Below are 21,105 nucleotides of genomic sequence, written 5' to 3'. Positions count from 1 at the left end.
GGACCCTTCCTGGGGCAGCGTCGGTAGGCGTGGGTGGGCATCGGCATGGCGTCCTGTGCCTGGAGGCGGCCTCGGGAGGGGGGCTCCTGAGGGGGAGAAAGGCGGAAGCCCGTCCGCACTGCGAACGGGCGTTCCACCATCCCTACAGATCGTTCACGCGGGTTGGCAAGACGGCTCCCCCCGCAGGGTGCCGATCCGGCCACTCCTTCCGGTTGCCCGGAACAGCAGGTTCCGCCAGCCGCCCACGACCGCCTACGACCGCTTGCGACGCTCCTGCGGTCCGGTGAGGCCGGCCCGGCGCAGGGCGTCGGCCATGGCGCTGTTGGCGGGGGCCGGGGCGCCGGAGCGCTGTCCCCCGCCGCCCTGACCGCCCTGCCGGCGTCCGTCCTGGGCGCCGCCGCGCGCGCCCTGGCCCTGACTCTGACTCTGGCCCTGGCCCTGGCCCTGACCCTGGCCTTGGTTCCCGCCCTGGGCCCCGCCACGCCGGCCCTGGCCGCCCTGGTCACCGCCGCGCTGCTGCGGCGGACGGCCGCCGCCCGCGCGTCGCTCCGGGCGTTCCTGGCGCTCCTCCCGCTGGCGGGGTGCGCCCGCCTGCCGCTCGGAGTCGTCCTCCAGCCGCAGCGTCAGCGAGATCCGCTTGCGCGGGATGTCCACGTCCATGACCTTGACCCGGACGATGTCGCCCGGCTTCACCACGTCGCGCGGGTCCTTCACGAAGGTCTTCGAGAGGGCCGACACGTGCGCCAGGCCGTCCTGGTGGACACCGATGTCGATGAAGGCGCCGAAGGCGGCCACGTTGGTGACCACGCCCTCCAGGATCATCCCGGGGGCCAGATCGCCGATCTTCTCCACGCCCTCCTTGAAGGTGGCCGTCTTGAAGGCGGGCCGCGGGTCACGGCCCGGCTTCTCCAGCTCGCGCAGGATGTCGGAGACCGTGGGCAGGCCGAAGGCCTCCGTGACGAACTGCTCGGGCCGCAGGGACCGCAGGACGGCGGAGTTGCCGATCAGCGCGGCGACCTCGGTGCCGGCCGTCTTGCCCATCGCCCGGACCACCGGGTAGGCCTCGGGGTGCACGCTGGAGAAGTCCAGCGGGTCGTCGCCGCCGCGGATGCGCAGGAAGCCCGCGCACTGCTCGTACGCCTTCGGGCCGAGGCGGGCCACGTCCTTGAGGCCCTTGCGGCTGCGGAAGGGGCCGTTGGCGTCGCGGTGGGCCACGATGTTCTCCGCGAGGGTGCCGCTGATGCCCGACACCCGGGAGAGCAGCGGGGCGGAGGCGGTGTTGACGTCGACGCCGACGCCGTTCACGCAGTCCTCGACGACCGCGTCCAGCGAGCGGGACAGCTTCGTCTCGGACAGGTCGTGCTGGTACTGGCCCACGCCGATCGACTTCGGGTCGATCTTGACCAGCTCGGCGAGCGGGTCCTGGAGGCGGCGGGCGATGGACACGGCGCCGCGCAACGAGACGTCCATGTCGGGGAGTTCCTGCGAGGCGAAGGCGGAGGCCGAGTACACCGAGGCGCCGGCCTCGGAGACCATCACCTTGGTGAGCTTCAGCTCGGGGTGGCGCGCGATGAGGTCCCCGGCGAGCTTGTCCGTCTCGCGGGAGGCGGTGCCGTTGCCGATGGCGACGAGATCGACCGCGTGCTCCCGCGCGAGGCGGGCGAGCGTGGCGAGGGAGGCGTCCCACTTGTTGGCGGGAACGTGCGGGTGGATCACGTCGGTGGCCACGACCTTGCCCGTCGCGTCGACCACGGCCACCTTGACCCCGGTGCGGAAGCCCGGGTCGAGGCCGAGCGTGGCGCGGGTGCCGGCGGGGGCGGCGAGCAGCAGGTCGCGCAGGTTGGCGGCGAAGACCCGTACGGCCTCGTCCTCGGCGGCGGCGCGCAGCCGGGTCCGCAGGTCGATGCCCAGGTGCACCTGGATCTTGGTGCGCCAGGCCCAGCGGACCGTGTCGGCCAGCCACTTGTCGCCGGGGCGGCCGCGGTCGGCGATGCCGAAGCGGCGGGCGACGATGCCCTCGTACGTGGACGGCCCGGGCGTCTCGGACGGCTCCTCGGGCTCCAGGTCGAGGGTGAGCACCTCCTCCTTCTCGCCGCGCAGCATCGCGAGGACGCGGTGGGAGGGCAGGGCGGTGAAGGGCTCGGCGAAGTCGAAGTAGTCGGCGAACTTGGCGCCCGCCTCCTCCTTGCCCTCGCGGACCTTCGCGGCGAGGCGGCCGCGGCTCCACATGCGCTCGCGCAGGTCGCCGATCAGGTCGGCGTCCTCGGCGAACTTCTCGGTGAGGACGGCGCGGGCGCCCTCCAGGGCGGCGGCCGCGTCGGCGACGCCCTTGTCCGCGTCGACGAAGGCGGCCGCGGCCACGGCCGGGTCGGCGGACGGGTCGGCCAGCAGGGCCTCGGCCAGCGGCTCCAGGCCGGCCTCGCGGGCGATCTGGGCCTTGGTGCGGCGCTTGGGCTTGAAGGGGAGGTAGATGTCCTCCAGCCGGGCCTTGGTGTCGGCCGCGTTGATCCGGGCCTCCAGCGCCTCGTCGAGCTTGCCCTGCTCCCGTACGGAGTCGAGGACCGCCGCGCGGCGGTCCTCCAGCTCGCGCAGGTAGCGCAGCCGCTCCTCCAGGGTGCGCAGCTGGGCGTCGTCGAGCATCTCGGTCGCTTCCTTGCGGTAGCGCGCGATGAACGGCACGGTGGAGCCGCCGTCGAGCAGCTCGACGGCGGCCTTGACCTGCCGCTCCCGTACGCCGAGCTCCTCGGCGATCCTGCCTTCGATGGACATCGTCACTGTGCGGTCCCGCCTGCCTTCGTTTGCGTGGAAGGCTGCCAATTGTGGCAGGTGGCGGTGACGGACGGCGGGAGCCCCTCAGGCCTTTCCGGTGAGGTCCCGGGGGAAGGCCCCGGCGGCGAGGACCTGGCGGACGAATCCGCCGCCCAGTTCGTGGAGCCGGGCGAGGCCCTCCGCACCGAGGTGCTCGTACGGGGCCGCGTCGAGGCGGTCGGTCTCGGTCTCCAGCCGTTCGCGCAGCGCCCGCCCCTCCTCGGTGAGTTCGCCGTCGGCGTCCAGGATCCCGCGGGCGCGCAGCCGGGCGGCGGCGGCGTCGAGGTCGTCCTGCTCCCAGCCGCGGATGGCCATGTCCCACTTCGGGGTCATGCCGCGGCCGGTGGCGGCGTGGCTGACCAGGGCCTCCACCGGGTCGAGGCCGGTCAGGAGGAGCGCGGCCACGTGGCCGTCGCCGCGGTGCTCGCGCAGCAGGGTGGTGGCGTGCCACAGGCGCAGGTGCGGCTCCGCGGGGACGGGGAGGTCGGCGTGGGCGGCGTAGAGGGTGCGGCCGGGCCGGACGCAGCCCTCGGTCGCGCGCAGGGCGAGGGCGGCGGCCTCGGCGAGCTCGGGCGAGGCGATGGTCTCGGGGCCCAGGAGGCGGCGCAGGGTGGTGTCGGCGGCCCGCAGCCGGGCGGCCAGGGCCTGCTCGGGGGTGATGGTCCGCCAGACGGCGGGCAGGTGCCGGGCGACGTGGTCGTGGCGGTAGTTGTAGAAGGCGGCGGTCACCGCGCCGGGGCCGACGGCGCCCAGGGCGGCGGAGCGGCTGGCGAGGTTGACGGCGACCCGGTGGGTGACGCCGAGGGCGGCGAACTCGGTGGCGAGGTCGGGCGAGAAGTAGATCGTGGAGTGGAGGGGGTTGACGGCGGCGTGCCAGGTGCGGCGGGCGGCGTGCGGAGGGAGCGTCATGCGCCGCAGGTTACCGACTGTTCGGTATGTCGGGTACCCCCGGCCCCGGCCCTCCGCCGGCGCGGGCGGACCGGCGCTTTCCGGTCAATGTGGCCCCGGCCGCGCACCGGCGGACGTACGGCCCCGGGCGCCCCCCCGGGAGCGGCGACGGCACGGCGACGCCGCGGTGGCCGCCCGGCGGCGGGGCGGCGGGAGCGGCTCCCGCCACCGGTTCCTTGCGGCCGGATGGCGATCGTGTGACACGAGGGGCCATGGACATGACGTGAGCGGCCAGGGGTGAATACGGTCGAACGACGAGACCCCGAACCGATCTGTCTCCCCTACCCCTTGGAGCTCTTCGTGCGCCGCAAAGTCATCGCCCCGAGCGTGCTCGCCGCCTCCCTGCTGCTGGTGATCCCGGCATCCGCGGCCAGTGCCGGTCCGGGCGCGCCGGGTATCGGCGACCCCTATTACCCGGCCAGCGGGAACGGCGGCTACGACGTCTCCCACTACGACCTGCGCCTGCAGTACCAGCCCGCGACCGACCTGCTGGAGGGCACGGCCACCCTGCTCACCACCGCCAAGCAGGACCTGTCGCGCTTCAACCTGGACTTCGGCCTGAAGGTGAGCGAGATCCGGGTCAACGGGGTCAAGGCGACGTTCGCCACCTCCGGCACCCAGGAGCTGGAGGTGACCCCCGCCAAGCCGCTCCAGAAGGGCAAGCAGGCCAGCGTCGTCGTCAAGTACGCGGGCAAGCCCTCGGAGTTCAAGGTCGACGGCTGGTCCGCCTGGCAGCGCACTCCGGACGGCGGCATCGCTGCGCAGGAGCCCGACTCGGCGGCCTGGTGGTTCCCGAGCAACGACCACCCGCTGGACAAGGCCACCTTCGACGTGTCGGTCAACGTCCCGGACGGTACGCAGGCCATCAGCAACGGCGTGCTCCAGTCGCAGAGCTCCAAGCTCGGCTGGACCCGCTACAACTGGCGCTCCAACAAGCCGCAGGCCACCTACCTGGCCACCCTCGCCATCGGCAAGTTCGACATCACCACCGACAAGACGGCGAGCGGCCTGCCGGTCCTCAACGCCTACAGCAAGGACCTCGGCGACAACGACGGCGCGGCCCGCGCGAGCGTCGAGCGGACCACCGAGGTCGCGGAGTGGCTGGAGGGCGTGTTCGGCCCGTATCCGTTCAACGCGCTCGGGGGCTACGTCCCGAACGTGCCCTCCGGTTTCGCGCTGGAGACGCAGACCCGGCCGTTCTACAGCCCCCGGCAGTTCGCGAACGGCGCGAACGTCTCGGTGGTCGTGCACGAGCTGGCCCACCAGTGGTACGGCGACAGCGTGTCCGTCGACAACTGGAAGGACATCTGGGTCAACGAGGGCTTCGCCCGCTACAGCCAGTGGCTGTGGTCGGAGAAGGAGGGCGAGGGCACCGCGCAGGAGCTCGCCGACTGGACCTACGCCTCCCGCCCGGCCGAGGACCCGTTCTGGCAGGTCAAGCCGGGTGACCCGGGCCCGGAGAACCAGTTCCACGGAGCCGTCTACGACCGCGGCGCCATCGCCATCCAGGCGCTGCGCAACGAGATCGGCGACGAGAAGTTCTTCAAGATCCTCAAGGGCTGGCCGACCGAGCGCGCCTACGGCAACGCCAAGGTCGGGGACTTCGTCCGGTACGCGGAGAAGATCTCGGGCAAGCCGCTCGCGCAGCTCTTCGAGACCTGGCTCTACACCCCGGGCAAGCCCGCCTTCGCCCCGCCGGCCACGAACAAGGCCCCGGGCGCCCGCTCCCAGGCGCCGGCCAAGCCCGCCGTCGAGCCGAAGTCCTGGAAGAAGATCGCCGCGACGAACAACCTGCACGAGCACTGACCCCGGGTCCGGGCCGGCCCGGACCGGCCCGCTACCGCGCCGGTGCCCCTCAGCGGGCGGCGGCGCGGTGGCGGGCGCGGGCCGTGCGGGCGAGGGGGAGGTAGCGCAGGCGTTCCGGGAGGAGCGGGACGAGGATCCGTACGGCCGTGCTGAAACGCCGGAGCCGGCGCTCCTGGGCGGGGGTCCACGCCAGGCCGAGGGCGGCCCGGGCCTCGGGCGGCAGGTACCCGACGGTGACGAAGGCCCGGAAGCGCAGGTACGCGGTGCGCAGCAGCGGCCAGCCGATCCGCAGCAGCAGCCGCAGGGCCGGGGAGGCGGCGTCGGGGCGGGGCACGTCGGTGTCGGTGGCGAGCAGTTCGCGGGCCACCTTCGTCGGCTCGATCTCCTCGGCCAGCATCCGGTGGTAGTAGGGCCAGAACTCCTCGACCGTCTGCGGCATGTCCCGGTCGCGCAGCCCCAGGATGCGGCCCACCTGAAGCCATTCGCGGTACAGCTGCCGCTCCTGGGCCGGGGTGACGCGGCGGAAGAGGTAGCGGCCGGAGTACAGGGCGACGGGGAAGCCCGTGGCGTGGACCCACGCGTAGCAGGCCGGGTCCAGGGAGTGGTAGCGGCGCCCCCGGGTGTCGGTGCCCCGGATCTCCTTGTGCAGCCGGCGCACCCGGCGGCCCTCCTCGGCGGCCCGGTCGCCGCCGTACACCCAGAGCAGGACGGAGCGCAGCGAGCGTTCGCCGCGGCCCCAGGGGTCGGTGCGGAAGACGGAGTACTGGTCGACGCCGGCGCCGACGGCGGGGTGGGCGACCTGGAGGGTGAAGGCGGCGGGCAGGCTCAGCAGCGAGCGGACGTCCCCGGCGTTGGTCCACAGCACCCCGCCGGGCGGGGGCGGCTCGGGGTCGCGGCCGCGTCCGGCGGTGGCCGCCCTGGTGGTGTCCGTGCCCATCGGTGCTCCCCCGGTCGTGCCCCGCGCGCCTCGCGGTGCTTCCAGTATCGCCGCAGGCCGCCGCGCGGCGACCGGCGGCGGCCAGGCGGCGTCTGCGGCGCGCCGGGGCACGGGGCTCGCGCGGGGGCCCGCGAGAGCCCGCCCCCACGTTGTCGTGGGCAGGACAGAAAGTCTTGTCATGGGTGTTACCCCGAAGTAACCGCGGCTGCTTGGATGACGGCGTCGATCTTCCCCGCCGGACTGACGGAGACCCACATGCCGCACACCTCGAACCGCCGCACCCGCGCCGCCGCCACGGCCGTCGCGGCGATCGCCGCGGGAGCCCTGGCCGTCACCACCGCGCCCGCCGCCACGGCCGCGGAGAGCGCCCAGGGCGCCGCGCCGCGGCTCAGCGTGCTGACGTACAACACGTTCTTGATGAGCAAGAACCTGTACCCGAACTGGGGTCAGGACCACCGGGCCGCGGAGATCCCCAAGGCGTCCTTCTTCCAGGGTCACGACGTGGTCGTGGTCCAGGAGGCCTTCGACAACGGCGCCTCGGACGCGCTGAAGGCGGGCTCGGCCGCGCAGTACCCGTACCAGACCCCGGTCGTGGGCCGCGGCAAGGGCGGCTGGGACGCGACGGGCGGCTCCTACTCCGCCACCACCCCGGAGGACGGCGGCGTCGCGGTCCTGAGCAAGTGGCCGATCGTCCGCAAGGAGCAGGTGGTCTACAAGGACGCCTGCGGCGCCGACTGGTGGTCCAACAAGGGCTTCGCCTACGTCGTGCTCGACGTGAACGGCGTCCGCGTGCACGTGGTGGGGACCCACGCCCAGTCCACCGACCCGGGCTGCGGCGCCGGGGAGGCCGCGCAAACGCGCAGCCGGCAGTTCAAGGCGATCGGCGCCTTCCTGGACGCCAAGAACATCCCCTCGGGCGAGCAGGTGATCGTGGCGGGCGACATGAACGTCGACTCGCGCAGCCCGGAGTACGCCTCCATGCTCGCGGACGCGGGCCTGGCCGGCGCCGACTCGCGCACGGGCCACCCGTACTCCTTCGACACGGCGCTGAACTCGATCGCGAACTACCGCTACCCGACGGACCCGCGCGAGGACCTGGACTACGTCCTGTACCGCAAGGCCAACGCCCGCCCGGCGAACTGGAACAACAACGTCGTCAAGGAGCAGTCGGCGCCCTGGACGGTCTCCAGCTGGGGCACCTCCTACACCTACTCCAACCTCTCGGACCACTACCCGCTGATCGGTTCCTGACGCGGGTCCGCGCGGGCGCCGCCCCGGCCGGGGCGGCGCCCGCGCGGACGGTTCAGTCCGCGGCCTTCGCGCGCTGCCACTCCGAGGCGTAGTCGTTGAAGATCTGCCGGAGGTGGTGGCCGATCTTGAGGTAGTCGAGGTCGTCGAGATTGGCCAGGGAGACCCGGACCGACCATTCGGGGCCGTCGAAGCCGCCGCCGTTCAGGAGGACCACCGAGGTCTGCTCGGCGAGGCGGAAGAGCGGGTCGACGGGCTCGTAGTTCTTCTCCAGGAAGTCGGCGAAGTCCTTGCCGTGGACGCGTTCGGCCTCGGCGAGCAGGTCGAGCTCGATGTAGTAGCCGGCCCGCTGGTCGTCCTCGCTGATCTTCATCTGGGCCCCCTCCAGGAGCAGGTCCAGGCGGCGGTGGACGATCGCGCGGATGCGCTCCTTGTACGCCTGGCCCTCGTCGAGGAGGTCGAAGAGGGAGAAGAGCACCATCATCGTCTGCTGGGGCAGGGACAGCCCCGCCGTGTGGTTGAGGGCCACGGACCGCGAGTCGGCCACGAGGCGGTCGATGAAGCGGATCTTGCCCGGTTCCAGGGTGAGGGTGCCGTAGCGCTTGGCGAGGCGGTCCTTCTGCTCCTGCGGGAAGTTCGCGATCATCTCGTCGACGACGTTGTCGTCGTGCAGCCCGATGACGCCGAGCCGCCAGCCCGTGCAGCCGTAGTGCTTCGAGTACGAGTACACGAGCAGGGTGTTGCGCGGGAGGTCGGCGGCGAGCGAGCGGAAGCCGGGGACGAAGGTGCCGTAGACGTCGTCGGTGACGATCAGCAGGTTGGGGTTGCTGGTGGCGACGATGTCCCTGATCTGGTCGGCGACCCGCCGGCTCATCGCCAGCGAGGGCGGGTTGCTGGGGTTGACCACGCACACCAGCTTCACGGCGGGGTCGGCGAGCTTGGCGACCTCCTCCTGCGGGTAGCGCCACTGGCGCACGCCGGTCTCCGCGAAGAGGCCGGCCGAGACGTTGACGACGTCGAACTCGAAGGTGTCCAGCTCGGGGATCTCGATGTACGGGGTGAACACGGGGGTCATCAAGGCGATCTTGTCGCCCTTCGCCAGGACCGCGTTCTTCATCAGGGAGTCGAAGATGTAGCACATGGCGGCGGTGCCGCCCTCGGTCGCGAAGAGCGAGAGGTTGTCGCCGGGCGGCCGCTTGTCGAACATCTCGTCGGCGAGGTAGCCGCGCACGATGTGCTCGGCGTGCGTCAGCATCCGGTCCGGTACGGGGTAGTTGTCCCCGGTGATCGAGTCGGTCAGCTCGTGGACGAAGGCGTCCTTGTCGAAGGGCCAGCGCTTGAGGGCGTACGCGACGCAGGCGGACAGCAGCTCGACCCCCGGCAGGTCCGGGTGCCGGCGCACCCAGGAGTCGAAGCGGTCGCCGATGCCGCTCTTCTCCGGCATCCCGCCGAGGTTGTCGGCGGTCCACACGCGCCGGGACTCGTCCAGCGCGAAGTAGCCCAGCGCGTAGAAGGCCTCGCGGGGCCCGGTGGCGACCCAGTTGGGGTTGCCGCGGCCGGCGTTGAGCATGGCGCGGGCGGTGGTGCCCTTCTGGCCCGGCTTGTCCTCCTGGGCGGCGGTGGCGAGCTGGATGAACTTGTCCTTCAGCTCGAAGGGGCTGAGCTGGGCGAGGGACTGGATCTCCTCGCGGCTGAAGCTGGTCTGCGGCACGGGGATTCCTTTGCGGCTCGGGGGTGGTCTGGCGGCGGACGTCAGTGGTGGAGGAGGACGATCACGGCTCCCCAGATGGTCAGCAGCACGTTGCTGATGGCGTACGGGATCGTGTAGCCGAGCACCGGCACCTGGGACTTGGACTGTTCGACGACCGCACCGATCGCGGCCGTGGTGGTCTGGCCACCCGCGAGGACGCCCATCAGGATCGGGAAGCGGATCTTCTGGATGTGGTGGCCCACGAGGAAGCCCACGACCAGCGGGATCACGGTGGCGATGGCGCCGAACAGGAGCAGGCCCCAGCCCGCGGCCGCCAGGCCACTGGTGAAGCTCGGTCCGGCGTTGATGCCGACGACGGCGACGAAGAGGCACAGGCCGAGCGTGTCCATGATCCACTGGGCCCCGGGCGGAACGTTGCCGAAGGTCGGGTAGCGGCCCCGGATCCAGCCGAACACCAGGCCCATGATCAGCGCCCCGCCCGAGGTGGACAGCGAGATGGGGACCCCGCCCGCCGTGAGGGCGGGGATGCCGATGCAGCCGCCGAGGAAGATGCCCAGGCCCACCCAGATCATATCGGTGGCGAAGCTGGTGGGCACCGGCTTGCCGATGGCCGTGCCGGCGGGGCCGACGAGGCGGGCGGGCCCGGACAGGATCAGCGTGTCCCCGCGCTCGACGGGGGTGGTGAGCCGGTAGGGGAACTCCGAGCCGGCCCGGTAGAGCTTGTCGATGTACACACCGACCATGAAGGGCTCCGCGCGCAGCTGCGCGATGGTCTTGCCGAGCTGCTCCTTCTCGGAGACCACCACGTGCAGGTTCTCGGTCTGGTAGCCGAGCAGCTCGACGTCGTCGCTCTCCGGGCCGATGTGGGTGCGGGCGTCGAAGGCCACGAGGGAGTCGCGCAGGGCGCTGACGGCGACGACGTCCCCGCTCTCCAGCACGGTCTGCTGGGTGTGGTCGAGGATCGCCCCGGCCCGGCGGATGCGGGTGAGGTAGACGCGCCGGCCGAGCGCCTTCTGCTGCTGCTCGAAGTCCTCGATGGTGCGGCCCACCAGGTCCGGCTGGACGATGGTGTACGCCCGCAGGACGGCCTCGTAGTAGCCCTCGTGGAGGTCGGGGTTGTCGGCCGGGGCGTCCAGTTCCCGGGCCAGCCGGGCGCTCTCGGCGGCCAGGTCGCGGCGGTAGATCCGGGGCAGGACGGAGGCCAGCAGGACCGCGCACAGGATGGTGCCGAGCGGATAGGTGACCGCGTAGCCCACCGCGACGAGGTTCTCCTGCTCCTTCATCTGGTCGGCGCTCAACCCCGGGAGGTTGCCGATCGCGTCCTGCGCCACACCGATCACGGCGGACTGGGTCAGCGCGCCGCCGAGCAGGCCGGCGCTGAGCCCGGGACCGTAGCCGAGGAAGGCCGCGAACCCCCAGCAGACCAGCAGGCCCGTGACGCAGACGACGACGGCGTTCAGGACCTGGGGCAGGCCGTCCTTCTTGAGGCCGCGGAAGAACTGCGGGCCCACCTTGTAGCCGAGGGCGAAGAGGAACATCGTGAAGAACAGGTTCTTCACGGTGGCCTCGATGGTGACCTTGAACTGCGCGCCGAAGAGCAGCCCCACGATCAGGCAGCCGGTCACCGCGCCGAGCGCGATCGCCTTGTAGCGGAGCTTGCCGACGAGGAAGCCGACCGCGACCGTGAGGAAGACGAGCAGCTCCGGGTGGGGCTGGAAGACGTTCCGGTTGAGGAAATCGATCATGAACAGCCGTCCAGCGAGATCAGGCGCCGAGAATGCCGACGAGGATCGGACCGGTCAGGGGCAGCAGGAAGTTGGAGAGCGCGTAGGTGATCGTGTAGCCGAGCATCGGGACGGAGCTCTGCGCGACCTGGGTGACCGAGGTGATCGCCGGGGTGGAGCACTGCTGCCCGGCGATGGCGCCGATGAGCAGCGGCTTCTCGATCTTCAGCAGTCTGGCGCCGATGAACAGGGAGAGCGTGGCCGGTACGAGGACCATCGCGATCCCGGCGAACGGCAAAAGGGCCCCGTACTCCTTGAGCAGCGGCCAGGCCTGCGGGCCGGAGGTCAGGCCGGTGCAGGCGATGAACACCGCGAGGCCCATGTCCTTGATGGTGGTCGCGGCTTGCGGGGGGAAGGCTCCGAAGGTCTGGCGGCGGGAGCGGAACCAGCCGAAGAGCAGCCCGGAGACCAGACAGCCGCCGCCCGTGCCCAACGAGAGCGGCACCCCGCCGATGCGGACGACGACCTGGCCGAGGAGCGAGCCGGCGGCGATGCCGAGGCCGAGGTAGATGAAGTCGGTGGCGTCGTTCTTCGCGACGGTGCCGATCTTCGCGACGATCTTGTTCAGTCCGGAGCGGGCGCCCACCAGGGTGACGACGTCGCCGCGCTGGATGACCGTCTCGGGGGTGGCGGGCAGGTTCTGGTCGCCGCGCAGCACGTCGGTGACGTAGACGCCGTCGCGGGCGAACTCGGGGTGCTCGCGCTGGATCCGGTCGATGGACTTCCCGGAGACGCCCCGGTCGGTCACCGCGATCTGGCTGGTGGCGAGCGGCGTGTCCACGCCCGGGATGCCGGGGGTCTCGGGGCCGATGGCGCGGCCGGCCTCGATGGTGTTGGCGCGGCGGCCGACGACCAGGACGAGGTCGGAGAGGGTGAGTTCGAGGCCGGGGGCGGGATCGAGGGTGCGGGAGCCGCGTTTGACGGCCTCCACGGTCACCCGGCCGCCGAAGGCGCTCTCCAGGTCCCCGACCGTGCGGCCGTCGGCGTGGGTCACCAGGTAGGTACGGCCGACCAGCGCGGGCAGGGCCTCGCGCTCGTCGCTCTCCAGGGAGACGCCGCCCCCGCGCATCTTCTCCCACAGCCGGCGCGAGGCGTCGCGCAGGTTGATGCGCAGCAGCATCGGCATGATCTGGCTGGTGTAGATCACGATGGTGACCAGCCCGAAGAGGTAGCAGACGGTGTAGGCCGTGGCCACGTGGCCCTGGTAGGTGGCGATCTGGTCCGCGGTGAGCCCCGGCAGCTTGGCGATCGACTCCGTGGCGGTGCCGACGACGGCCGATTCGGTGGCGGCGCCGGCGAGGATCCCGGAAGCGGTGCCGACGTCCAGGTCGAAGGCCTGCGCCAGCAGATAGGCGAGGCCGAGGACGGACACCAGCTCGATCAGGCAGAGGGCGAAGAAGCGCAGACTCCCGCGGTTGAGGTTGGCGAAGAACTGCGGACCCGCGAGGTAGCCGAGGGCGAAGATGAACAGCGCGAAGAAGACCGTCTTGACGTCCGCGTCGATCTGGACGTGCGCCCAGGCACCCAGCAGCAGGGAGACGATCAGCGTGCCGCAGATGCCGCCGAGGGTGATGGGCCCCACCCGCAGCTTCCCGACGAGGTAACCGACCGCCAGGCAGAGGAAGAGGGCGAGTTCCGGGTTGTCACTCAGCACGCCCACGGGCGCTCACCCCGCCCTCGCAGGCCCGCGCGTGGATGCCGGAGCAGGTCTGTCCGCATGCCCCCCACCCTCACCCGGAGGGTGGGCGTCCGCCCTCCGGGTGAGGCCGTACGAGCTACTGCGGGGGCGCCGCCGGAGCGGCGTAGAGCTCCTCGATCAACGGTCCGTACTTCTCCCGGATCACGCGGCGGCGCAGCTTCAGCGAGGGGGTGAGCTCACCGGTCAGCGGGCCCCACTCCTCGGCGAGCAGCCGGTGGCGCTTGATCTGCTCGGTGCGGTTGAGGCGGGCGTTGGCGGCGGCCACCGCGCGCGCGGTCTCCTCCAGGACGGCCGGGTGCTCGGCGAGGTCGGCGAGCGAGGCGGCCCCGATCCCTCGGGCGGCGGCCCAGGCGGGGGCCAGTTCGGGGTCCAGGACGAGCAGGGCGACGAGGTAGGAGCGGCCGTCGCCGTGCACCAGGGCCTGGCCGATCAGCGGGTGTTCCTTGACCGTGTTCTCCACCAGCGCCGGGGAGACGTTCTTGCCCGTCGAGGTGATGATCAGCTCCTTCTTGCGGTCGGTGATCCACAGGAAGCCGTCGGCGTCGATCCGGCCGACGTCCCCGGTGGGGAACCAGCCCTCGGCGTCGCGGGCGCCCTCCACCGTCCCGTCGGCCCGCAGGTAGCCGTCGAAGACGGTCGCCCCCCGCGTGAGGACCTCCCCGTCCTCGGCGATCCGCAGCTCCAGCCCCTCGATCGGCAGGCCCACCGAGCCCAGCCGGAACCGGTCGGGCCGGTTGACGGTGCACACGCCGGAGGTCTCGGTCAGCCCCCAGGCGTCCATGATGGTGATCCCCCAGGCCGCCCAGAAGCGGACCACGTCGATCGGCATCGGCGCGGTGGCGCTGGCCGTCCAGACGAGCCGGTCCATCCCGGCCCGCTCCAGCAGCGGGTCCAGCACCCGTTCCTTGGCCAGGGCGTACGAGGCTTCGAGCGCGGCGGGCACCTCCTCGCCTCGCTCCCGGTGCCCGGCCCGGGCCAGGGCCAGGGCGCCCGCGTCCTCGATGGCCCGGCGCTGCTCCTCGGGGAGCCGGGCGACGACGGCCTTGACGGCGGCGGCCAGCTTCTCCCAGACCCGGGGCACGCCGAAGAACTGCACGGGGTGCAGCTCGCGGACCGCGCCCGCGACGGCGGCGGGGTCCGCGACCAGCCGGACGTGGGCGGCGCGCAGCAGCGGCAGGTAGATGCCGAGGATGCGCTCGGCTATGTGCGCGAACGGCAGGTAGCAGACGTGCTCGGCGTGTTCGGGCAGTTCGGTGTTGCGGTCGAGGCGGACCGACTGGAGCCAGATGTTGCGGTGGGTCAGGCGCACGCCCTTGGGGTCGCCGGTGGTGCCCGAGGTGTAGACGACCGTCAGCGGGTCCTCGGGGCGGCTCTCGCGCCAGCCCTTCTCGAAGTCCTCGGCGCGGTGCCGCCGGGCGCCGCTCGCGTACACGGAGGCGTACGTGTGGTGCGTCCCGGCCGCCGCGGCCTCGGCGACCACGAGCCGCTCCAGGGGAATGCCGGGGGCCGCCAGCAGCGGTTCCCAGCGGGGCAGTTCGCGGGCCCCCTCGACGACGGCGAGGCGGGCCCGGCTGTGGCGGGCGATGTGGGCGACCTGCTCGGGGGCGGAGGTCCCGTAGACGGTGACGGGGACGGCGCCGAGGTGGACGAGCGCGAGGTCGCTCAGCCAGTGCTCGGGCCGGTTGCCCATCATCAGCAGGACGTGTTCGCCGCGCTCGACGCCGAGGGCTGCGTAGCCGGCGGCGAGGAGGGCGACCTGGTGGCGGACCTCGCTCCAGGTGAGCGTCCGCCAGCCGTCACCCCCTTGGCGCCCTTCGCGCCCCTCGGGCCCCGCGCGCCAGGAGAGGGCGGGCAGCTCGCCGTGTTCGGCGGCGTTGCGCAGCAGCAGGGCGGGGAGGGTGAGCTCCTCGGGTCGTCCGGGCAGTCGCAGGTTCGTGGTCATGGGCAGCTCCTGGCCGTTTCACATCGTTGGTGCGACAGCAATACTGTTGAACCCAAGCTGTGGAGCAGAGAGCGAGGAGCGGACGATGGCCGACCGGGCGACCGAGCCGGTGCTCACCGTGGACGAGCTGGCGTCGAAGGCCGGGGTCACCGTCCGCACCGTACGGTTCTACAGCACGCGCGGGCTTTTGCCCCCTCCCGTGATCGGAGCCCGCCGGGTGGGCCACTACGGCCCGGAACACCTCTCGCGGCTGGCGCTCATCGAGGAGTTGCAGCACCAGGGCATGACCCTGTCCGCGATCCAGCGCTACCTGGACGCGCTCCCCGACGACCTGAGCGCGCACGACCTGGCGATCCACCGGGCCCTGGTGGCCACCTGGGCGCCCGACGAGGCGCGGGAGCTCTCGCGGGCGGAACTGGAGCAGCGGGCCGGGCGGAGCCTGTCGGAGGGCGACCTGCGCCGGCTCGCCGCGATGAACGTGCTCGCCGGGGCGGGCGACGGGTTCCGGGTGGACGTGGGTCTGCTGCGGCTCGGGGTCGCGCTGCTCGACGTACCGATCGCGCACGAGACGATCCTCGCGGCCCGCACGGTGCTGATGGAGCACGCCCGGACGGCGGCGCACGAACTGACGGCGCTGTTCCGGGACGAGGTCTGGGGGCCGTTCACCGAGGGCGAGAGCGACCCGGAGCGGGTGGAGTCGATGAAGGCGCTGTCGGCCCACATGCAGCCGATGGTGGTGCAGGCCCTGGTGACGGCCTTCCAGCGCTCGCTGAAGGCGGAATTGCGCGCCGCGTTCGTCCCCGACGGCGGGTAGGTTCGGCCCATGGCAGTCATCCATCACACCACGTTGTCCCCGACCAAACTCGAACTCCTCGCCGCATGGCTCCCCTTGAAGCCGTGGTACCGCGGGGCCGGGGACCTCACCCGGCTCGCGAACGCGGGCGGGTTCCGCCTCGACGACCCGGAGGGCGAGGTGGGCATCGAGTTCATGGTGGTCACCGACACCTCCGGCGGCGAGCCGGTCGCCCACCTGGTCCCGCTCACCTATCGCGGGGCCCCGCTGGACGACGCCGGGGACGGGCTCGTCGGCACCCTGGAACACGGGGTACTGGGCCCGCGCTGGGTCTACGACGGCGCCCACGACCCGGTCCTGGTACGGCAGCTGGCGGAGCTGCTGGCGGGCCGCGCCACGGCGCAGGCCCAGAGCGAGAGCGACGCTCCCGACCCGACGGTGGAGGTGCGCCCCCTGCGGGCGGCCCCGGCGGCGGCCCCGGCCGGCTCGGGGAAGGTGGCCGACACCGCCGACGCCACCGTCATCGGGCTGGGCCCGGCCGAGGGGGCGGGGCCCCTGTTCGACCTCACCCTGGCGCGGGTGCTGCGCCCCCGCCCGGCCGCCGACGGTGACGGGGTCCTCGGCCAGGTGCTGGCCGGCTGGACCGCCCCGGACGGCGCCGCGCGGCGCGGGGTCTTCGCCCTGCTGCGCGCCGCCGGCCACTGAGACGGCCCCCGGCCCTGCCGGCGTCCCGCCCGCCCCGGACCCGCTCGCGCGGCGGGTCCGGGGCGGGCCGGGGCGGGCCGGGGCGGGGCGGGCCGGGGCGGGCCGTCCGCTCAGTCCGCGTACGTCTCGCCCCGTTCGGCCTTCGCCACGAGGGAGGCCGGCGGGGTGAAGCGCTCGCCGTAGGTGGCGGCCAGCTCGCGGGCACGGGCCACGAATCCCGCCAGGCCGCCCTCGTACCCGTTGATGTACTGGATGACGCCGCCGGTCCAGGCCGGGAAGCCGATGCCCATGACGGAGCCGATGTTGGCGTCGGCGATCGAGGTGAGCACGCCCTCGTCCAGGCAGCGCACGGTGTCGAGGGCCTCGGAGAAGAGCATCCGCTCCTTCATGTCCTCGAAGGGGATGCCGGCGTCCGGCTTGGCGAAGTGCTCGCGCAGGCCGGGCCAGATGCGGGTGCGCCGCCCCGACTCGTCGTACTCGTAGAAGCCGGCGCCGCCGCTGCGGCCGGGGCGGCCGAACTCGTCCACCATCCGGTCGATGACGGCGTCCGCCGGGTGCTGCGCCCAGGCGCGGCCCTCGGCCTCGAAGGCCTTGCGGGTCTCGTTGCGGATCTTGCGCGGCAGGGTGAGGGTGAGCTCGTCCATCAGCGAGAGGACCTTCGCCGGGTACCCGGCCTGGGCGGCGGCCTGCTCGACGGAGGCGGGCTCCACGCCCTCGCCGACCATCGCCACGCCCTCGTTGATGAACTGGCCGATGACGCGCGAGGTGAAGAAGCCGCGCGAGTCGTTGACGACGATCGGGGTCTTGCCGATCTGGCGGACCAGGTCGAAGGCGCGGGCGATGGCCTCGTCGCCGGTGCGCTCGCCCTTGATGATCTCGACCAGCGGCATCTTGTCGACGGGCGAGAAGAAGTGCAGGCCGATGAAGTCGGCGGGCCGCTTGACGCCCTCCGCGAGCCCGGTGATGGGCAGGGTGGAGGTGTTGGAACACAGCAGCGCGTCGGGGGCGATGACGTCCTGGATCTCCTGGAACACCGTGTGCTTGAGCGCGGTGTCCTCGAAGACGGCCTCGATGACGGCGTCACAGCCCGCCAGGTCGGCGGGGTCGGCGGTCGGGGTGATGCGGGCCAGCAGTTCGGCGCGCTTGGCCTCGGTGGTGCGGCCCCGGGAGAGCGCCTTGTCGAGGAGCTTCTCCGAGTAGGCCTTGCCCTTGGCGGCGGCTTCGGGGGTGACGTCCTTGAGGAGGACCTCGATGCCCGCGCGGGCGCAGGAGTAGGCGATGCCCGCGCCCATCATCCCGGCGCCGAGGACGGCGACCTTGCGGACCGTGCGGGGTTCGATGCCCTGGGGGCGGCTGCGTCCCGCGTTGACGGCCTGGAGGTCGAAGAAGAACGCCTGGATCATGTTCTTGGCGGTCTGGCCGGTCACCAGCTCGGTGAAGTACCGGGCCTCGATGGTCAGCGCGGTCTCGAAGTCCACCTGGGCGCCCTCGACGGCGGCGGCCAGGATGTTGCGCGGCGCCGGGTACGGGGCCCCGCCCAGCTGCTTCTTGAGGCTGGCCGGGAAGGCCGGGAGGTTGGCGGCGAAGCGCGGGTTGGACGGGGTGCCGCCGGGGATCTTGTAGCCGGGTACGTCCCAGGGCTGCTGCGACTCGGGGTGCGCGTCGATGAAGGCGCGGGCCTTGGCGAGCATCTCCTCGGGGGTGGCCGCCAGTTCGTGCACGAGCCCGTTGTCGAGGGCGCGCTGCGGGCTGTACTGGGTGCCCTGGAGCAGCACCTTGAGCAGGGCGTCGGCGATGCCCATCAGGCGCACGGTGCGGGTGACGCCGCCGCCGGCCGGGAGCAGGCCGAGGGTGACCTCGGGCAGGCCGATCTTGGAGCCCGGCGCGTCGAGGGCGATCCGGTGGTGGGAGGCCAGGCAGATCTCGTAACCGCCCCCGAGCGCGGCGCCGTTGATGGCGGCCACGACGGGCTTGCCCAGGGTCTCGATGCGGCGCAGGGAGCGCTTGATGGCGGTGCCGGTCTCGAAGGCGAGGGCCGCGTCCTCGGGGCGCAGCCGGATCATGTCCTTGAGGTCGCCGCCCGCGAAGAACGTCTTCTTCGCGGAGGTGTAGACGATGCCGCGGATGGAGTCCTTCTCGGCCTCGGCGCGGTCGGCGACGGCCTCGATGGAGTCCTTGAAGGCCTGGTTCATCGTGTTGGCGGACTGGCCCGGGTCGTCGAGGACGAGGGTGACGACGCCGGTCTCGTCCTGTTCCCAGCGGATCGTGGTGGACTCGCTCATGTTCGCTACTTCCGTGTGAGAGGAGGGATCAGGGGATCAGGACGGGTCAGACGCGTTCGACGATGGTGGCGACGCCCATGCCGCCGCCGACGCAGAGGGTGACGAGCCCGTAGCGCTTGTCCTGGCGCTCCAGTTCGTCGACGATCGTGCCGAGGATCATGGCCCCGGTGGCGCCGAGCGGGTGGCCCAGGGCGATGGCGCCGCCGTTGACGTTGACCTTGTCGAGGGACAGGCCCATGTCCTTGACGAAGCGCAGCACGACGCCCGCGAAGGCCTCGTTGATCTCGACGAGGTCGATGTCGTCGATGGTCAGGCCGGCCTTGGCGAGGGCCTTGCGGGTGGCCGGCGCGGGGCCGGTGAGCATGATGGTGGGTTCGGAGCCGGAGACGGCCGCCGAGACGATCCGGGCGCGCGGGCGCAGGCCGGCCCGCTCGCCGGCCTCGCGGGAGCCGATGGCGACGAGCGAGGCGCCGTCGACGATGCCGGAGGAGTTGCCCGCGTGGTGGACGTGGTCGATCTTCTCGATCCAGTGGTACTTCTGCAGGGCGACGGCGTCGAAGCCGCCGAGCTCGCCGATGTCGGCGAAGGAGGGCTTCAGCCGGGCCAGGCTGTCGGCGGTGGTCCCGGGGCGGACGAACTCCTCGTGGTCCAGGACGACCAGGCCGTTGCGGTCGGTGACCGGGACCACGGACTTGCCGAACCGGCCGTCCTTGATGGCCGCGGCGGCGCGTTCCTGGGAGAGGGCGGCGTACTCGTCGACGTCGCGGCGGGTGAAGCCCTCGATGGTGGCGATCAGGTCGGCGCCGATGCCCTGCGGGACGAAGTTGACGTCCCAGTTCGTCATCGGGTCGTTGAACCAGGCGCCGCCGTCGGAGGCCATGGGGACGCGGGACATGGACTCCACGCCGCCCGCGAGGACCAGGTCCTCCCAGCCGGAGCGGACCTTGGCGGCGGCCAGGTTGACCGCTTCCAGGCCGGAGGCACAGAAGCGGTTCTCCTGGACGCCGGCCACGGTGTCGGGCAGTCCGGCGGCGATGGCCGCGACGCGGGCGATGTCGGAGCCCTGGTCGCCGACCGGGCCGACGACGCCGAGGACGATGTCGTCGATGGCGGCCGGGTCCAGGCCGGGGTTGCGCTCGCGCAGGGCGTGGATGAGGCCGACGACCAGGTCGATCGGCTTCGTGCCGTGCAGGGCGCCGTTGGCCTTGCCGCGGCCGCGCGGCGTGCGGATCGCGTCGTACACGTACGCTTCGGTGCTCACTGGTCAAGCCTTTCTGAAGGTCTGGCGTCAGCCGAGGAGGGAGCGGCCGATGATCTCTTTCATGATCTCGGTCGTGCCGCCGTAGATGGTCTGGATGCGGCCGTCGGTGAAGGCACGGGCGACCCGGTATTCGCTCATGTAGCCGTAGCCGCCGTGCAGCTGGAGGCAGCGGTCGGCGACGCGCTTTTGCAGTTCGGTGGCCCACCACTTGGCCATCGAGGCGTGGACGTGGTCCAGTTCGCCGGCGGTGTGGTCGGTGATGCAGCGGTCGAGGAAGGCGCGGGTGACGGCGCACTCGGTGGCCATCTCCGCGATCTCGAAACGGATGTGCTGGAGCTTGGAGAGGGGACGGCCGAAGGCCTCGCGCTCCTTCACGTACGTGGTGGTGATCTCCAGCAGGTGTTCGGCGGCGGCGATGGCGGCCATGGCGATGCCCATGCGCTCCTGCGCGAGGTTGGTCATCAGGTGCGCGAAGGCGCCGTCCCGCTCGCCGAGGAGGTTCTCCTTGGGGACGCGCACGTCGTGGAAGAACAGTTCGGCGGTGTCCTGGGCCTTCTGGCCGATCTTGTCCAGGTTGCGGCCGCGCTCGAAGCCCTCCGTGCCCCGTTCGACGACCAGCAGGGACAGGCCGTGGGCGCCGCCCTCGGGGGTGGTCTTCGCGACGACGATCACCAGGTCGGCGAGGATGCCGTTGGAGATGAAGGTCTTGGAACCGTTGAGCAGCCAGTGGTCGCCCCGGTCCTCGGCGGTGGTGCGGATGCCCTGGAGGTCGGAGCCGGCGCCCGGTTCGGTCATCGCGATGGCGGTGATGGTTTCGCCGGAGCAGAAGCCCGGCAGCCAGCGGCGCTTCTGCTCCTCGGTGGCCAGCGAGGTCAGGTAGGGCCCGATGATGTCGTTGTGCAGGCCGATGGCGAGGCCGGGGGCCCCGGCGCGGGTGAACTCCTCGGCGATCACTGCGGCGTAGCGGAAATCGGGGTTCCCGCCGCCTCCGTACTCCTCGGGGACGGCCAGGCCCAGCAGGCCCTGGCGGCCCGCGGCCCGCCAGGCCTCGCGGCTGACGATGCCGTCCTTCTCCCATTGGCCGTAGTGCGGAAGCACCTCTTTCGTCAGGAAGGTGCGGACGGTCTCGCGGAACGCCTCGTGGTCGGCGTCGAAGATGCGGCGTTGCATCGGTGGGTCCC

General features: G+C 72.1%; 14 protein-coding genes. 4 read left to right on the top strand and 10 right to left on the bottom strand.

Annotated elements, in window-relative coordinates; all coding sequences use genetic code 11:
- Window positions 1–252 precede the first annotated feature (252 nt).
- Together ACFYYT_RS29085 and ACFYYT_RS29080 are read right to left on the bottom strand one after the other, a co-directional pair.
- Window positions 253–2,775, bottom strand: a complete 2,523-nt coding sequence (locus tag ACFYYT_RS29085) for a Tex family protein (RefSeq protein WP_351826865.1) — start codon at window positions 2,773–2,775, stop codon at window positions 253–255.
- Between the two features lie 78 nt (window positions 2,776–2,853).
- Window positions 2,854–3,717 carry a hypothetical protein gene (locus tag ACFYYT_RS29080; protein ID WP_351826866.1) on the bottom strand — a complete coding sequence of 288 codons (864 nt, stop codon included), beginning with the start codon at window positions 3,715–3,717 and terminating at the stop codon, window positions 2,854–2,856.
- 339 nt (window positions 3,718–4,056) lie between these two features.
- Here ACFYYT_RS29080 and ACFYYT_RS29075 point away from each other — a divergent pair, with 339 nt between their 5' ends.
- Window positions 4,057–5,562 carry a M1 family metallopeptidase gene (locus tag ACFYYT_RS29075; RefSeq protein ID WP_351826867.1) on the top strand — a complete coding sequence of 502 codons (1,506 nt, stop codon included), beginning with the start codon at window positions 4,057–4,059 and terminating at the stop codon, window positions 5,560–5,562.
- A gap of 49 nt (window positions 5,563–5,611) precedes the next feature.
- On the opposite strand, the gene ACFYYT_RS29070 is transcribed toward ACFYYT_RS29075, so the two are convergent.
- Window positions 5,612–6,499 (bottom strand): oxygenase MpaB family protein, encoded by an 888-nt coding sequence (locus tag ACFYYT_RS29070; protein ID WP_351826868.1) that lies wholly within the window; start codon window positions 6,497–6,499, stop codon window positions 5,612–5,614.
- Window positions 6,500–6,754: 255 nt separating this feature from the next.
- Here ACFYYT_RS29070 and sph point away from each other — a divergent pair, with 255 nt between their 5' ends.
- Window positions 6,755–7,750, top strand: coding sequence for a sphingomyelin phosphodiesterase (gene sph / locus ACFYYT_RS29065; protein ID WP_388609827.1), 996 nt, complete (start codon window positions 6,755–6,757; stop codon window positions 7,748–7,750).
- A gap of 52 nt (window positions 7,751–7,802) precedes the next feature.
- On the opposite strand, the gene ACFYYT_RS29060 is transcribed toward sph, so the two are convergent.
- From ACFYYT_RS29060 to ACFYYT_RS29045, 4 genes are all read right to left on the bottom strand, one after another.
- Window positions 7,803–9,458: a bifunctional aspartate transaminase/aspartate 4-decarboxylase gene (locus ACFYYT_RS29060; RefSeq protein WP_351831141.1), complete on the bottom strand. Its 1,656-nt coding sequence runs from the start codon at window positions 9,456–9,458 to the stop codon at window positions 7,803–7,805.
- 41 nt (window positions 9,459–9,499) lie between these two features.
- Window positions 9,500–11,203, bottom strand: a complete 1,704-nt coding sequence (gene aspT, locus ACFYYT_RS29055; protein ID WP_351831139.1) for an aspartate-alanine antiporter — start codon at window positions 11,201–11,203, stop codon at window positions 9,500–9,502.
- Window positions 11,204–11,222: 19 nt separating this feature from the next.
- A complete protein-coding gene (aspT, locus tag ACFYYT_RS29050; RefSeq protein WP_351831137.1) occupies window positions 11,223–12,902 on the bottom strand; it encodes an aspartate-alanine antiporter in 1,680 nt (559 codons plus the stop codon).
- A gap of 115 nt (window positions 12,903–13,017) precedes the next feature.
- Window positions 13,018–14,883: a long-chain fatty acid--CoA ligase gene (locus ACFYYT_RS29045; RefSeq protein WP_351831134.1), complete on the bottom strand. Its 1,866-nt coding sequence runs from the start codon at window positions 14,881–14,883 to the stop codon at window positions 13,018–13,020.
- Between the two features lie 85 nt (window positions 14,884–14,968).
- Between ACFYYT_RS29045 and ACFYYT_RS29040 the strand changes: the two genes are divergently transcribed.
- Entirely contained in the window at window positions 14,969–15,697 is a 729-nt protein-coding gene (locus ACFYYT_RS29040) for a MerR family transcriptional regulator (protein WP_351831131.1), read from the top strand.
- A gap of 9 nt (window positions 15,698–15,706) precedes the next feature.
- Window positions 15,707–16,381 (top strand): 1,4-alpha-glucan branching protein, encoded by a 675-nt coding sequence (locus ACFYYT_RS29035; protein WP_388609782.1) that lies wholly within the window; start codon window positions 15,707–15,709, stop codon window positions 16,379–16,381.
- Between the two features lie 110 nt (window positions 16,382–16,491).
- Here the strand turns inward: ACFYYT_RS29035 and ACFYYT_RS29030 are convergent, their stop codons facing one another.
- The 3 genes from ACFYYT_RS29030 to ACFYYT_RS29020 are packed head-to-tail and all read right to left on the bottom strand — an operon-like array spanning window position 16,492 to window position 21,094.
- Window positions 16,492–18,663: a 3-hydroxyacyl-CoA dehydrogenase NAD-binding domain-containing protein gene (locus tag ACFYYT_RS29030; protein WP_351828220.1), complete on the bottom strand. Its 2,172-nt coding sequence runs from the start codon at window positions 18,661–18,663 to the stop codon at window positions 16,492–16,494.
- Window positions 18,664–18,709: 46 nt separating this feature from the next.
- The gene (locus tag ACFYYT_RS29025; protein WP_351828217.1) at window positions 18,710–19,924 is read right to left on the bottom strand and encodes an acetyl-CoA C-acetyltransferase; all 1,215 of its coding nucleotides are present in this window, start codon (window positions 19,922–19,924) and stop codon (window positions 18,710–18,712) included.
- A gap of 27 nt (window positions 19,925–19,951) precedes the next feature.
- Window positions 19,952–21,094, bottom strand: coding sequence for an acyl-CoA dehydrogenase family protein (locus ACFYYT_RS29020; protein WP_351828215.1), 1,143 nt, complete (start codon window positions 21,092–21,094; stop codon window positions 19,952–19,954).
- Window positions 21,095–21,105 lie beyond the last annotated feature (11 nt).

This window comes from Streptomyces sp. NPDC002032 (genome assembly GCF_042890765.1).
In the GTDB taxonomy this organism is placed as follows: Bacteria; Actinomycetota; Actinomycetes; order Streptomycetales; family Streptomycetaceae; genus Streptomyces.
The sequence above is the reverse complement of the archived record's forward strand: the minus strand, read 5'-3'. Positions and strand labels throughout refer to the sequence as shown.

Coding starts and splice junctions, on each gene's coding strand:
- ACFYYT_RS29080 (WP_351826866.1), bottom strand. CDS start 3,717: ATGACGCTCCCTCCGCACGCCGCCCGCCGCACCTGGCACGCCGCCGTC.
- ACFYYT_RS29070 (WP_351826868.1), bottom strand. CDS start 6,499: ATGGGCACGGACACCACCAGGGCGGCCACCGCCGGACGCGGCCGCGAC.
- sph (WP_388609827.1), top strand. CDS start 6,755: ATGCCGCACACCTCGAACCGCCGCACCCGCGCCGCCGCCACGGCCGTC.
- aspT (WP_351831139.1), bottom strand. CDS start 11,203: ATGATCGATTTCCTCAACCGGAACGTCTTCCAGCCCCACCCGGAGCTG.
- ACFYYT_RS29045 (WP_351831134.1), bottom strand. CDS start 14,883: ATGACCACGAACCTGCGACTGCCCGGACGACCCGAGGAGCTCACCCTC.
- ACFYYT_RS29040 (WP_351831131.1), top strand. CDS start 14,969: ATGGCCGACCGGGCGACCGAGCCGGTGCTCACCGTGGACGAGCTGGCG.
- ACFYYT_RS29035 (WP_388609782.1), top strand. CDS start 15,707: ATGGCAGTCATCCATCACACCACGTTGTCCCCGACCAAACTCGAACTC.
- ACFYYT_RS29030 (WP_351828220.1), bottom strand. CDS start 18,663: ATGAGCGAGTCCACCACGATCCGCTGGGAACAGGACGAGACCGGCGTC.
- ACFYYT_RS29020 (WP_351828215.1), bottom strand. CDS start 21,094: ATGCAACGCCGCATCTTCGACGCCGACCACGAGGCGTTCCGCGAGACC.